The sequence below is a fragment of the Streptomyces sp. NBC_00239 genome, from assembly GCF_036194065.1.
In the GTDB taxonomy this organism is placed as follows: Bacteria; Actinomycetota; Actinomycetes; order Streptomycetales; family Streptomycetaceae; genus Streptomyces.
The window spans coordinates 222,619-235,563 of record NZ_CP108097.1; the positions used below are offsets into that span (position 1 = coordinate 222,619).

12 protein-coding genes are annotated in these 12,945 nt (G+C 71.6%); 8 read left to right on the top strand and 4 right to left on the bottom strand.

Going from position 1 to position 12,945, the window contains the following annotated elements; all coding sequences use genetic code 11:
- The first annotated feature begins 180 nt into the window (after nucleotides 1-180).
- The 5 genes from OG764_RS40295 (at nucleotide 181) to OG764_RS40315 (ending at nucleotide 6,938) form a co-directional block, all read left to right on the top strand.
- Nucleotides 181-1,062 (top strand): LLM class F420-dependent oxidoreductase, encoded by an 882-nt coding sequence (locus OG764_RS40295; RefSeq protein WP_328973810.1) that lies wholly within the window; start codon nucleotides 181-183, stop codon nucleotides 1,060-1,062.
- 248 nt (nucleotides 1,063-1,310) lie between these two features.
- Nucleotides 1,311-2,081, top strand: a complete 771-nt coding sequence (locus OG764_RS40300; RefSeq protein ID WP_328973811.1) for a thioesterase II family protein — start codon at nucleotides 1,311-1,313, stop codon at nucleotides 2,079-2,081.
- 192 nt (nucleotides 2,082-2,273) lie between these two features.
- Nucleotides 2,274-4,382, top strand: coding sequence for an MMPL family transporter (locus OG764_RS40305; protein WP_328973812.1), 2,109 nt, complete (start codon nucleotides 2,274-2,276; stop codon nucleotides 4,380-4,382).
- 257 nt (nucleotides 4,383-4,639) lie between these two features.
- Nucleotides 4,640-5,644 (top strand): methyltransferase, encoded by a 1,005-nt coding sequence (locus tag OG764_RS40310; RefSeq protein ID WP_443056297.1) that lies wholly within the window; start codon nucleotides 4,640-4,642, stop codon nucleotides 5,642-5,644.
- A gap of 34 nt (nucleotides 5,645-5,678) precedes the next feature.
- Nucleotides 5,679-6,938 carry a cytochrome P450 gene (locus tag OG764_RS40315; protein WP_328973814.1) on the top strand — a complete coding sequence of 420 codons (1,260 nt, stop codon included), beginning with the start codon at nucleotides 5,679-5,681 and terminating at the stop codon, nucleotides 6,936-6,938.
- 71 nt (nucleotides 6,939-7,009) lie between these two features.
- Here the strand turns inward: OG764_RS40315 and OG764_RS40320 are convergent, their stop codons facing one another.
- From OG764_RS40320 to OG764_RS40330, 3 genes are all read right to left on the bottom strand, one after another.
- Complete coding sequence (locus tag OG764_RS40320; RefSeq protein WP_328973815.1) at nucleotides 7,010-8,185, bottom strand: methyltransferase domain-containing protein; 1,176 nt, start codon at nucleotides 8,183-8,185, stop codon at nucleotides 7,010-7,012.
- Complete coding sequence (locus OG764_RS40325) at nucleotides 8,182-8,316, bottom strand: hypothetical protein (protein ID WP_328973816.1); 135 nt, start codon at nucleotides 8,314-8,316, stop codon at nucleotides 8,182-8,184. The genes OG764_RS40320 and OG764_RS40325 overlap by 4 nt, the downstream gene beginning before the upstream one ends.
- A gap of 76 nt (nucleotides 8,317-8,392) precedes the next feature.
- Nucleotides 8,393-8,599, bottom strand: coding sequence for a hypothetical protein (locus OG764_RS40330; RefSeq protein WP_328973817.1), 207 nt, complete (start codon nucleotides 8,597-8,599; stop codon nucleotides 8,393-8,395).
- Between the two features lie 164 nt (nucleotides 8,600-8,763).
- Here OG764_RS40330 and OG764_RS40335 point away from each other — a divergent pair, with 164 nt between their 5' ends.
- Both OG764_RS40335 and OG764_RS40340 read left to right on the top strand, forming a co-directional pair.
- On the top strand, nucleotides 8,764-9,843 hold the full coding sequence (locus OG764_RS40335; protein ID WP_328973818.1) for a helix-turn-helix domain-containing protein: 1,080 nt from the start codon (nucleotides 8,764-8,766) through the stop codon (nucleotides 9,841-9,843).
- Between the two features lie 18 nt (nucleotides 9,844-9,861).
- Nucleotides 9,862-10,443 (top strand): HD domain-containing protein, encoded by a 582-nt coding sequence (locus tag OG764_RS40340; RefSeq protein ID WP_328973819.1) that lies wholly within the window; start codon nucleotides 9,862-9,864, stop codon nucleotides 10,441-10,443.
- A gap of 107 nt (nucleotides 10,444-10,550) precedes the next feature.
- On the opposite strand, the gene OG764_RS40345 is transcribed toward OG764_RS40340, so the two are convergent.
- Nucleotides 10,551-12,206 (bottom strand): MFS transporter, encoded by a 1,656-nt coding sequence (locus tag OG764_RS40345; protein ID WP_328973820.1) that lies wholly within the window; start codon nucleotides 12,204-12,206, stop codon nucleotides 10,551-10,553.
- A gap of 290 nt (nucleotides 12,207-12,496) precedes the next feature.
- On the opposite strand from OG764_RS40345, the gene OG764_RS40350 reads away from it, so the two are divergent.
- Nucleotides 12,497-12,931, top strand: coding sequence for an enediyne antibiotic chromoprotein (locus OG764_RS40350; protein WP_328973821.1), 435 nt, complete (start codon nucleotides 12,497-12,499; stop codon nucleotides 12,929-12,931).
- Nucleotides 12,932-12,945: the final 14 nt, after the last annotated feature.

Sequence of the window (12,945 nt, forward strand, 5' to 3'; positions counted from 1 at the left end):
TGTGCTCAGTGCGCCCCGCCGCCGGGCTCCCCGGGTCCGGCCGGGGCGGAACAGCGCAATCTGGGAGAGGACCGGGCCACGCCCCCGGTGCCACGATCGGTGCCCCGAGTCCTGCTGGTCCGCGGTGGCGCTCGGCGCGCAGAAGACGACCGGGTACAGACCGAGTACAGGAGGCTTGGCGTGAAGATTGGCTTGTGTCTTGGGGAGTTCGCCTGGAACGGCGGCGCCGCCTCGATGGCGGACACCGTCGCGTCGGTGGCCCGTACCGCCGACGACGCCGGCTTCTCGCTGATCGGGGTCGGCGACCACCTGTGGCAGGGCCCGCACGCCGGCGGCCCGGAGCAGCCCGTGCTGGAGTGCTTCACCACCCTCGGCGTGATCGCGGCCCACACCCGGCGGGCGCTGCTGGCGCCGATCGTCGCCGCGGGACACTTCCGCGAGCCCGCCCTGCTGGCCAAGATGGTGACGACCCTGGACGTGCTGTCCGGCGGCCGCGCCGTACTCGGCATCGGCGCCGGCTGGTACGAGGAGGAGGCCGTCGAGAACGGCATCGCCTACCCGTCGCTGGCCGAGCGCTTCGAGCGGGTCGAGGAGACCCTTCAGATCTGCCTGCGCATGTGGGACGGCGAGCACGGAGACGACCGCCCCTTCGACGGCAAGCACTACCGCCAGACGCGGGCGCTGAACGTCCCGCAGGCGCTCACCCGCCCGCACCCGCCGATCCTGATCGGCGGCGGCGGCGAGAAGAAGACCCTGCGCCTGGTCGCCAAGTACGCCGACGCGTGCAACCTCTACCCGAGCCCCGACCTCGCCGACAAGCTCGACGTGCTGCGCGGCCACTGCGAGACCGAGGGCCGCGACTACGGCGCCATCGAGAAGACGATCATCCTGCCCGTCGACCTCGTGGGTGACGGCGCGAAGGCCGACGAACTGTCGGGCATGCTGCGCGGCCTGGCCGGACTCGGCGTCCGGACGGCGATCGGCATCATCGCCGGACCGGACCCGCTGCGCCAGGTGGAACTGCTCGGCGAGAAGGTCATCCCGGCGGTCGCCGACGCATAACCGCCACGCGGGCGCGCCGCCCCCCGTCGTCGCGTCCGCCGTGGTCGCGGGCCCCGGTCCTCCGGGGCCCGCACTCTTTTGCCCGCGCTCGTTTGGCCGTTCACTCCTTTGCCCGCGCTCTTTGCGCACTCATCCGCCCGCACTCATCCGCCCGCACCCGTCCGTCCGCACCCGGCGGTCCGCCCCCGTCCACGCCCGTCCGTCCGTCCGTCCGCACATCCGCCCGAGGGAGACAAGGAGAAGACGCGGTGAAGAGCCGTCTCCAGCGCAGCACCCCGCGCCCGCGCGCCGCCCACCGGCTGGTCTGCTTCGCGCACGCGGGCGGATCGGCCGCCTTCTTCCACTCCTGGGCGGACGCCCTGCCCTCGGTGGAGGTCCACGCGGTGCGCTACCCCGGCCGCGCCGACCGGATGCACGAGCCGTGCGCCACCGACCTGCGGCAGATCGCCCAGGGCGTGGCCGGCGAGCTGGCCGCTTCCGGCGACGGCCGGCCGGTCGCCTTCTTCGGCCACAGCATGGGCGCCCTGGTCGCCTTCGAGACCGCCCTGCTGCTCCAGGCCCGTCCCGGCCTCGTCGACGTACAGCACCTGTTCGCCTCCGCGGCGGGCGCACCGGTGCTCCGGCGCACCACGCGGCAGGACGCGCAGGAGGACGACGAGGACGACGGCGCGCTGGCGGCCACGCTCCTCGCGCTCGGCGGCACCGACCCCGAGCTGCTCACCGACCCGGCCCTGCTCGCGTACGTCCTGCCGTACGTCAAGGCGGACTTCCGGATGGTCCGGCGCTACGTCCACCGCCCCGGCCCGCCGCTCGACTGCCCGCTCACCTCGATCGCCGCCGCCGACGACCGGCACGTGCGCCCCGCCGACGTCGCCGCCTGGTCCGCCCACACCCGCGGCGGCCACCACGGCCGTACGGTGCCCGGCGGCCACTTCTACCTGACCGCCGAACCGCCGTTCGCGATCATCGAACAGGCGCTCGCGGCAGCCGGCGCGCAGGCCCGGCCGGCAGCCGTCTGACCAGGTCACGGCACCCCAACGGAATTGAGCATTCTGAGAGTTGGCCACGTGATTGAACGCTCGGGACGATGGGGAGCACCCACGGCTCGCCACGGGGGATGACGCACGGGCCGCAACACCGGGCCCCGGAAGCGACGTGCGGTCGACACAAGGTGCCGCGGGGACGTCCCCGATGACAAAGGAGAACACCCCATGCGAGCTTGGCTCGAGCGAAAGGCCGCCGTCCCGGGCGGCCGCCGCGGTAAATGGCTGGTCCTCGCAGCCTGGCTGATCGCCGCGATGGCGCTCGGCGGGCTGGCCGGGAAGCTCGCTGAGGTCCAGGACACCAGCGCCAACGCGTTCCTGCCGCGCGGCGCCGAATCCGCCCAGGTCAACGTCGAACTGGAGCGGTTCCGCACCGACGAGGTGCTGTCGGCCGTCGTCGTCTACAGCAGCGGTTCGGCGCTCACCGACGCCGCCCGCACCAAGGCCGAGGGCGACGTCGCGGCGTTCGCGAAACTCGCCGCCAAGGGCGAGAAGGTGGTGCCGCCGCTGGCGTCCGCCGACGGCAAGGCGCTGATCGTCGTCGTCCCGCTGGAGAGCGAGGACCAGGAGGTCGTCGCCGACAACGTCAAGGAACTGCGCGAGATCGCGGCCGCCAACGCCCCGCCGGGCGTCGACACCGAGGTCGGCGGCCCGTCCGCCGCCCTCGCCGACGCCTTCACGGTCTTCGGCTCGCTCGACGGCACCCTCATGATGGCCACCGGCACCATCGTGATCATCCTGCTCCTCGTCACCTACCGCAGCCCGGTGCTGTGGCTGTTCCCGATCCTCGCCGTCGGCTTCTCCTCGGTGCTGACCCAGGCGGCCACGTACCTGCTGGCCAAGTACGCCGACCTGCCCGTCGACCCGCAGAGCGGGGGCGTGCTGATGGTCCTCGTGTTCGGCGTGGGCACCGACTACGCGCTGCTGCTCATCGCCCGCTACCGCGAGGAGCTGCACGTACAGGAGGACAAGCACGCGGCCATGCAGACGGCGCTGCGCCGCTCCGGCCCCGCGATCCTCGCCTCCGCCGGCACCATCGCCGTGGGCCTGGCGTGCCTGGCCCTCGCCGACATCAACTCCTCGCGCTCCATGGGCCTGGTCGGCGTCGTCGGCGTGCTGTTCGCCTTCGTCGCGATGGTCACCGCCCTGCCCGCGCTGCTGGTCATCGCCGGCCGCTGGGTGTTCTGGCCGTTCGTGCCGCGCTTCGGCACCCCCGCACACAAGAGCCGTACGGTCTGGGCCCGCGTCGGCGACGCGGTGGCCCGCCACCCGCGGCGCGCCTGGCTCACCACGCTGGGCGTCACCGCGGTCCTCGCGCTCAGCACCTTCGGCGTCAACATGGGCCTGAGCCAGGACGAATGGTTCGCGGACAAGCCCGGCTCCGTCATCGCCCAGGAGCGGATCTCCCAGCACTACCCGTCCGGCGCCGCCGACCCGGCTGTCGTCATCGCGACGAAGGCGGAAGCGGCCCAGGCGGAGCAGGCCGCCAAGGGCACCGACGGCGTGGCCGAGGTCACGGTGTCCGGCGACTCGCCCGACGGGCAGCTCACCCAGCTGGCGGTGGTCCTGAAGGACGCCTCGGACAGCGACGCCGCCAAGGACACCGTCAAGGCGCTGCGCGACAAGACCGGCGCACTGGTCGGCGGCACCGCCGCCCAGACCCTCGACAAGGAGGAAGCCACCGCGCGTGACCTGGGCGTCGTCGTCCCGGCCGTGCTGCTGGTCGTCCTGCTGGTGCTGATCTGGCTGCTGCGGGCGATCGTCGCCCCGCTGGTCCTCCTCGCCACCGTCGTCGTGTCGTACTTCGCCGCCTTCGGCGCCTCGAACCTGCTGTTCGAGAACGTCTTCGACTACAGCGGCGTCGACTGGGGCATCCCCCTGCTCGGCTTCGTCTTCCTGGTCGCGCTGGGCATCGACTACAACATCTTCCTGATGCACCGGGTGAAGGAGGAGGCCCAGCTGCACGGGCACGTCAAGGGCGTGCTCACCGGCCTGAGCAGCACCGGCGGCGTGATCACCTCGGCGGGCGTCGTGCTGGCGGCGACCTTCGCGGTCTTCGCCGGGCTGCCGCTGGTGTCCATGGCGCAGATGGGCGTGGTCGTCGGCATCGGCGTCCTGCTCGACACGTTCCTGGTGCGCACCGTCCTGGTGCCGGCCCTCGCCCTGGACCTGGGCGACCGGTTCTGGTGGCCGGGCGCGCTGTCCAAGGCCGGCGGGGCGCCGGTTCCGGCGCAGGGCCAGTCCGGTGACAGCGACCGCGAGCTGAACCGGGTCTGACCGTACGACCCGTAGGACCCGTACGACCCGTAGGACCCGTCCGGGCCGCCGGGCACCCCCGCAGCAGGGGGTGCCCGGCGGCCCGGAGCCGTTTCCGCGGCGTCCCCCGACCGCCCCCGGCCGTCCCCCGGCCCGCTCGGCGCAGCCTCGGCACGCCCGCGGCCAGCACCGCAATCGAGAAGATGGGCCCGCCGGTCCCCCCGCGACACGATGAGACCCGCGGGCCGTTGGCAGCCCGTCGGGAGAGGGGACATGGCGTGTGGGGCGATGAGGACGGTACGGCCACGAGACTGTGGTCGATGGCCAATCTGGGCACTCCGATGGCCGTGCGGACGGCGGCGACACTGCGCATAGCCGACCACATCACGGCCGGCCGGCACACCGCGCAGGAGCTGGCCGAGGCGGCCGGGGTGCACGCCGGTGCGCTGGAGCGGCTGCTGAACTACCTGGCCGTCCGCGGCGTGTTCGACCGCGACGACGAAGGCCGGTACACGCTGACCGCGCTCGGCGAGCCGCTCCGCGAGGACCATCCCTCCGGCGTCCGCGCCTGGTTCGACGTCGAGGGCAGCGGCCGCGGCGAGCTGTCGTTCGTCGACCTGCCGCACAGCATCCGTACCGGCGAGGCCGCCTTCCCGGTCCGCTACGGCCGCCCCTTCTGGGAGGACCTGGCCGCCGACGCGGACCGCGCCGCCTCCTTCAACAAACTCCTCGGCGACGACGTCGCGGTCCGCTCGCCCGGCATCGCGACCGGCTTCGACTGGGCGTCGGTCGGCCACGTCGTCGACGTCGGCGGCGGCAACGGCTCGCTGCTGACCGCCCTGCTCACCGAGCACCCCGGGCTGCGCGGCACCGTGGTCGACCTGCCGGACGCCGTGCAGAGCGCCAAGGAGACCTTCGCCGCGGCCGGCCTCGACCACCGCGCGAACGCCGTCGCGGGCAGCTTCTTCGACGAGCTGCCGGCCGGCGCGGGCGGCTACGTGCTGTCGCTGATCCTGCACGACTGGGACGACGAGCAGGCCACCGCCATCCTGCGGCGCTGCGCCGAAGCGGCCGGCACCGGCGGCTCGGTGTTCGTCATCGAGTCGATCGGCTCCTCCGGGGACTCCCCGCACACCGGCATGGACCTGCGGATGCTGTGCATCTACGGCGCCAAGGAGCGCGGCGTCGCCGAGTTCACCGAGCTGGCCGCGGCCGCCGGACTGCGGCTCGCCGCCGTCCACCCCGCGGGCCCGTCCGCGATCATCGAGCTGACCGCCTCCTGAGGCCCAGGGATTCCACCGCACGAGGAGCTGCCCCATGGCCGAGCCGGTCATGCCGCTGACCGAGGCGTTCGCCGCCTTGGGCACGCCGCACGGACGCCAGGATCCGTACCCGTTCTACGAGGCGATCCGGGCGCACGGGAACGTCGCGCAGCGGGCGCCCGGCCGGCTGGTGGTGACCGGCTACGAGGAGTGCGCCCGCGCGCTGCGGGAGCCGGGGCTGCACGTCCAGGACGGGAAGAGCTACGACGCCCACTTCCCGGCCTGGCGGGCGCACTCCTCGCTGCGGGCCTTCACCAGTTCGATGCTGTACAGCAATCCGCCGGACCACACGCGGCTGCGGAACGTGGTGAGCTTCGCGTTCACGCCGCCGAAGGTGCAGAAGCTGCACGCGGTCATCGAGGAGATGTCCGACCGGCTGCTGGACCGCATGGCCGGCCTCGGCGCGGACGGCGCGAGCGTGGACGTCGTCTCCGAGTTCGCCTCGCGGCTGCCCATCGCCGTGATCTCCGCCATGATGGGCTTCCCCGAGCAGGACCAGGTGTGGTTCCGCGACATGGCCTCCCGGGTCGCCGTCTCCACCGACGGCTTCACCGACCCGGCCGCGCTGGAGCAGGCCGACGCCGCGATGGACGAGATGAGCGGCTACTTCGGCGAACTGCTCGGCCACCGGCGCCGCCACCCCGCCGACGACCTGGTCACCCTGCTGGCCGGCGTCCACGACGGCGACCCGGACCGGCTCGGCCACGAGGAACTCATGGGCACCATGATGGTGCTCCTCACGGCCGGGTTCGAGACGACGAGCTTCCTCATCGGGCACGGCGTGATGCTCGCCCTCGACCACCCCGCACTGGGCCGGCGGCTGCGTACGGAACCGGAGTTCGCCGCGGGCTACGTCGAGGAGATCCTGCGCTTCGAGCCGCCCGTGCACGTCACCAGCCGGATGGCCGCGCACGACCTGCGGCTGGGCGACGTCCCGGTGGCCGCCGGGGACCGGCTGACGCTGATCCTGGCCGCCGCCAACCGCGACGCCCGCCGCTTCGCCGCCCCGGACCGCTTCGACCCGGACCGCACCGACAACAAGCCGCTCAGCTTCGGCCTGGGCGCGCACTTCTGCCTCGGCGCCCCGCTGGCCCGCCTGGAGGCCCGCATCGCCCTCCCGGCCCTGCTGCGCCGCTTCCCCTCCCTGACCACCCTGGAGCCCCCGGTCTACCGCGACCGCTGGGTCGTCCGCGGCCTGGAAACCTTCCCGGTCTCCCTGGGCCCGGACGCGGCAGCCCTGACCCGGCAGCCCTGACACGGCGGCCGCGGGAAGCCCCGCCCGCGCGCCTTGAGGTGAAGACGCGCAGACGGGGCGTGAAGGGGGCCTCAGCCCACCGCCGGCACGGGATGGTCGGGGGAGTCGAGCCACACCCGCTCGCCGCTGTCATCCACGGTCAGCCCGAAGCGATCGAAGCCGGGTCGGCCCTGCTTGTCCCACCAGCGCCACGCCGCTTCCAACTCGTCCCACAGCCGGCGGGGCCCGGACTGCACAACCGGGAACGTGGTGCGGCCCTTCTCGTAGTCCACCGTCGCCCAGGACGTGATGCCCGTGTCCATAAGCCACAGGCGGTAAGCCCCGCCGTCGCCCCACTCAACCCGACAGAACAAGTCGGGTACCTGCACCCCTATGGCGAACATGTGGACCCAGTCGCCCACGTCGTCCGGGGACAACCCGGTGTCTGACCGGGCGCCGGTACCGGGCCACTCCCCGCCGTCGAGAAAAGAACCCGTCGGGGGCAGGCTCTTCCGTTGAGCACGCATCCGCATGAACGCCGACGACCCCATGAAGGAACCGGACGCCGTACCGTCCTCGGCAACCGTCAGGCGCGCTACCGCCTCCCCGCCGTATGTCGGCCCCCACGGGGTGACGATGACGCCTCCTGACCGTGCCTGCGCCCGCCACTCAGGGGGCACGCTGCCGATGGAGCACGTAGCGATCAGCCGGTCAAACGGGGCCCGCTCCGGGTAGCCCTGCGCTCCATCGCCGACGTGTACCAGCGGACGGAACCCAGCGAGGTTCAGGCGGGTGCGTGCGTCTTGTGCACAGGCCTCGTCCACCTCGATCGTGACGACGTTCTCGGCGCCCAGTCGGTGAGACAGGAGAGCAGCATTCCAACCCGTCCCGGTACCGATCTCCAGGACCGTTTGCCCAGCCTCGACGCTGAGGGCATCCAGCATCGAAAAGACCATCGTGGGCATGGAGTTGGAGCTGGAAGGGGACTTGCCTTTGCCTGGCCCAGTGTGTGCGCCGTCATCCCACTGCGTCGTGATCGGCGCATCCCGGTAGACGGCCTCCCACCACGCTTCGGGCTCCTCGCTGCGGATCACCCGATCACTCTGCCGGTTCATACCGGCGCGACCGGGCCAGATCGCGTCCGGCATGAACGCATGACGGGGTACCGATTCGAACGCAGGGAGCCAATCGCTCTTGAGGGCCCCCTTTCCCATGAGCACGGAGGCGAGCCCCTGGGGGCCCGCCTCCTTCGCGGTGCGCTCGGTCACTTGCCGTCCGCCGGGTCCTTGCCGTCGTTCGTGTTGCCGCCCTCGTCCGACCCGCCGCCACCGTGCTTGTTCCCACTGTCGCTGTCATCCTGCGGGTTGCCGTCGACCATGGTCAGCCACCACATGCGCATGTTGATACCTCCGTTGTCGATAGTGCGTGGATATCCGCCCGGCCGACCTCGGCGACGGCCGGGTGCTGATCGCCGGTCACCGCGAGCCGTCCGCCCGCACGCAGCGCGTGTGCCAGTACGCGACGACGGCCGGCCCGTCCTGCCGGGCGAACATCCCCCGGCGGGTGAGCTGCCCTGCCGGAATCGGCATGCAGCACGACGGGCAGATCTCAGGCGTGGGGGCGTAGGTCGCGTACTCGTACGTGTCCACCGTGTCTGCCGCATCCGTCTCTCGAGTCGCCATCGTCGCTCGCCGTCCTCCATGTGGGCGCTGCCGTGGGTGCGGCCTCAACCTCGGCCCCGGGTGCCGGGCCTGGTTGATCCCGCGAGATGAACGTACGGTCGCGCTGCGTGCGGTAGGACTGACTGTGAGTACGTGTTACGGCAGGGGTAGGACCGGGGAGCGCGATGGCCACGAGACCGATCACCGGCACCATCACGGGCTTTGTGTTGCGCATGGCTCGGGAGTCGGTACCTCTTTCGCAGGCGGCGATGGCCGAGGCCCTCGGTGTGGACCTGGCCACCGTGCAGGGCTGGGAATCGGGCCGCAGGCCCGTCGCGAACATGCGGGCCATGGATCTGCTCGGCCTACGGCGGCGGTTGGGCGGGCTGGGCGCGGACGCGGCGATCACCGGGATGCTTGACGCGGCGATGGACGCGGACCGGATCATCAGCGCCACCCTCACCGGCGCCGACGGGCCGCACCCCTTGGCCGAGTGGGTGCACACTCGAGACATCGCCCACATGCTTGCCTGGGCGCTTACCGGCATCCGACCGCCCTCCCTTGCCGGAATTCCCTCCCCGCGACGGAGAGGCCCATCCGCAGCGTCTCCACTCATGCCCGCGCAGGATCGCGCGAGGTTTTTCGAGCAGCTGCGGTTCACGGCGGAGGCCGCGCCCCGGAACGACGCCCAGGGGGCTCTCCTCCACCGCCAGGCCCTGTACCTCACCTCGTACGACACAAGCCCGGAGGCGGTGGCGTGGACCGCGCAGGCCCTCCATGCGCGACGCGGTCTGCTCGCCCGGCGGGGATGGACCCCGCAGTGGGCAGAGGCGCGTTCGACAGCCACCGCCCTGGCCCGGCTCGGCGACCCCGTGCCGCTGTGGGACTTCATCGAGCGGGCGATGGTGGACGACGATGCCGGCGAGGCAGCGAACCTGAATTACTGGGCGTATTGGCTGGGTGGGACGCCACTGCCGCAGTCCGACGACTTGTTCATGCGCGACCGGCAACTGACCGGGTGGGATCCCGTCACCCTGCTGCGCGGGCTTACTCACGGACTTCACCACGCTCCGGGGTACGTGGACCTGTACGCGCACACCATGTGGGCCCTGCTGACGGCCCACCCGTGGCTCGCGCAGGTGCCGGGGCGGCTGGTGCGGAACCTGGCGGAGCGTACCGAGCAGCTGCTGGACGGAGGCGGAATCTCCGAGAGATCCCGCAGCGAACTCGCCGGTGTGAACTACGTTCTACGTGATCGAACCTGACGGACCGGAGGTCACCACATGGCAGACGAGACGGCGAACGCCCAGGGCACGGCCGGCTTCCTCTTCGAGATGGGTGTGCTCAAGAACGCGAAGCGGACCGGCTGGTGGTTCACCGGGAACAACAACCCGGAGTCGATCGCGGAGCACTCGTTCCGCGTCGGCATCGTCGGCGCCGTCCTGGCCATGATGGAGGGCGTGGACCCCGCCAAGGTCGCGCTGATGTGCCTGTTCCACGACACGCAGGAGACCCGGATCGGCGACATCCCGCACATCGGCCGCCGGTACATCGAAGCGGCCACGAACGAGACCGTCACCGCAGACCAGGTCTCGGCCGCACACCCGGCGGTCAAGGCAGGGGTGCAGAGGGTGGTGGGCGAGTACGAGAGCGGCGACACCCCCGAGGCGATCGTGGCGAAGGACGCCGACAAGCTGGAATGTCTGGTGCAGGCGGTGGAGTACCGCGCCCAGGGCTACACCCTCGTACAGGACTGGATCGACACCTCGCTCTCCAGCCTCAAGACGGCCTCCGCGCAGGCCCTCGCGGAGGCTGCTCTGACCATGTCGCCGCTGGAGTGGCGGAAGACCTTCCTGGGGCAGTAGGGCGGCCCGGGAGACACCGAAGCCCCATGCCTGGTCGGACCCCCGGCCGGGCATGGGTCGGGCCCCGTGCTCACAGAGCACGGGGCCCGGCTTTATGCCGTTCGCGGTCACTTGGCGCCGACCGCATCACCGCCCGCCACCGCGCCGGGCGCCGTCTGGGGGGAAACCTCGGACGACTCCGTGTCCGCGCCTTCCGCGGCCTCGGCGGCCTCGGTGTCCGCCTCGCCCTTCGCGGCCGCCTCGGCCTCGCCGATCGGCGGGACCTGGCGGAGCAGGACGACGAAGGCGACTGCGGCGGCGGCGATGATGAGCGCGCCGACGCCGGCGACGACGTGCAGGCCGGAGAGGAACGCCTCGCGGACCGGGTCGGCGAGCGCGCCGGCGAGCCGGTCGGGGAGCTGCGAGGCCGCTCCGGAGGCCGCGGCGACGCTGTCCTTGACGGCGTCGGACGCTCCCGCGGGCAGGCCCGCGGGGACGTTGTCGGCGATGTCGCCGCGGTAGACGGCCACGGCGAGGGTGCCGAGGGTGGCGACACCGAGGGCGGCGCCGAACTCGTTGCCCAGCTGCGACATCGAGCCGGCCGAACCGGCCTTCTCCTCCGGTACGACCTCGACGACGAGGTTGGTGCCGAGGGCGACCACGGGGGTGCCGAAGAAGGAGAAGAGCGCGAAGCAGGTGATGAGCAGGCCCGGGGAGGTGCCGTCGAGCTGGGTGAGCACGATGAGGACGGCCACGACGCCTGCGAGCCCGCCGCCGACGACGTACGCGGGACGGATCTTGCGCGCCAGCATCGGCGTGATGCCGAAGCCCATGGTCGCGAGGACCATGCTCGGCATCAGGCCGAGGGCCGCCTCGACCGGGGTGAAGCCCCGCACCGACTGGAAGTACTGGACGAGCAGGAACATCACGGTGCCGCCGACGACGCTGTTGGCCAGCATGCCGACGAGCGCGGCGCTGAAGCGCTTGTGGGCGAACAGGCCCACGTCCAGCAGCGGCTCGCTCAGGGAGCGCTGGCGGCGTACGAAGGAGACGCCGAGGATGACGCCGAACACGATGGCGCCGGCGGGCAGCGGGGCCCAGCCGTCGCGGGCCAGCTCCTTGATGCCGTAGATGACCGGGATGCTGGTGCCGATGTTGAGCACGACGCTGAGCGGGTCGAGCCGGCCGGCGTTCTCGCTCTTGAACTCGGGCAGCAGCTTCGGGCCGGCGATGAGCAGGACCAGCATGGCGGGCACGCCGAGCAGGAAGACGGATCCCCACCAGAAGTGCTCCAGCATCACGCCGCCGACGATCGGGCCGAAGATGGCGCCGAGCGGGAAGACGCTGGCCCAGACGGCGATCGCGACGGAACGCTGCTTGGGGTCCTTGAAGATGACGCTGATCAGGGACAGCGTCGAGGGGGTCAGGGTCGCGCCGGCGATGCCCAGCAGGACGCGGGCCGCGATCAGCATGCCGGGGCTGGTGGAGAACGCGGCGACCACCGACGCGACACCGAACGCGGCGGCGCCGATGAGCAGCAGTTTGCGGCGGCCGATGCGGTCGCCGAGGGTGCCCATGGTGACCAGGAAGCCGACGATCATGAAGCCGTAGATGTCCATGATCCACAGCTGCTGGGTCGCGTCCGCCTCCAGGTCCACGGCCAGGTGCGGAAGCGCCAGGAGGAGAACGAAGACGTCGAGGGCCACGAGCAGGGTGGGCAGGGCGAGGACCACGAGCCCCAGCCACTCCTTCCGCCCGGCCCTTTGTCCTTCGCCAACAGTCATGTCCCTCAACTTTCCTCGTGAGCTCGGCAGGCCGGTCGCCTCACGCCCGGCACGCAGGAATACACCGGAGCGTTCCACGCTGCAAAGCGGAGCCACATCTTGCTGCGTGCTGTCTTTGGCGATCCGGGAACTCACCTGCCGTTTGCGGCATAGCAATTTCGAAGATGATGACGACTTGGGCAAGTCCGTAGCGTGTACATCAGAGCGGTCCGGAAGCGCGGTTTCCCCTTGGGGAGGCCTCACCGGTCCGCATTTGTCCGCCATTTCCCCACGCCCAACGGAGTTTTCACATGCTGCAGAACACGTCTCGTTTCCTTGCCCGCGCCGGTGCCACCGTCGGCGTCGCCGCCGGACTCGCCTTCGCCTTCCAGCCGACCGCGATGGCGGCGCCCGGTGTCACGGTGACGCCCGCCACGGGCCTGTCCAACGGCCAGACGGTGACCGTCTCCGCCACCGGGCTGACCCCGGGGACCGTCTACCACGTGGGCCAGTGTGCGGTCGTGGAGCCGGGCGTCATCGGCTGTGACGCGACGACCTCCACCGACGTCACCGCCGACGCCGCCGGCAAGATCACCGCCCAATTGAAGGTGCACTCCTCGTTCCAGGCCGTGGTCGGCGCCAACGGCACGCCGTGGGGCACGGTCAACTGCAAGGTCGTCAGCTGCTCGGCGGGGCTCGGCAGCAACTCCGGTGAGGGCGCCGCCCAGGCGATCACCTTCGCCTAGCCGGCACCTCTTAC

Bases quoted from the DNA above. Each gene is read 5' to 3' on its own strand.
- OG764_RS40305 (WP_328973812.1), top strand. From the start codon at position 2,274: ATGCGAGCTTGGCTCGAGCGAAAGGCCGCCGTCCCGGGCGGCCGCCGC.
- OG764_RS40315 (WP_328973814.1), top strand. From the start codon at position 5,679: ATGGCCGAGCCGGTCATGCCGCTGACCGAGGCGTTCGCCGCCTTGGGC.
- OG764_RS40325 (WP_328973816.1), bottom strand. From the start codon at position 8,316: ATGCGCATGTGGTGGCTGACCATGGTCGACGGCAACCCGCAGGATGAC.
- OG764_RS40330 (WP_328973817.1), bottom strand. From the start codon at position 8,599: ATGGCGACTCGAGAGACGGATGCGGCAGACACGGTGGACACGTACGAG.
- OG764_RS40335 (WP_328973818.1), top strand. From the start codon at position 8,764: ATGGCCACGAGACCGATCACCGGCACCATCACGGGCTTTGTGTTGCGC.
- OG764_RS40340 (WP_328973819.1), top strand. From the start codon at position 9,862: ATGGCAGACGAGACGGCGAACGCCCAGGGCACGGCCGGCTTCCTCTTC.
- OG764_RS40345 (WP_328973820.1), bottom strand. From the start codon at position 12,206: ATGACTGTTGGCGAAGGACAAAGGGCCGGGCGGAAGGAGTGGCTGGGG.
- OG764_RS40350 (WP_328973821.1), top strand. From the start codon at position 12,497: ATGCTGCAGAACACGTCTCGTTTCCTTGCCCGCGCCGGTGCCACCGTC.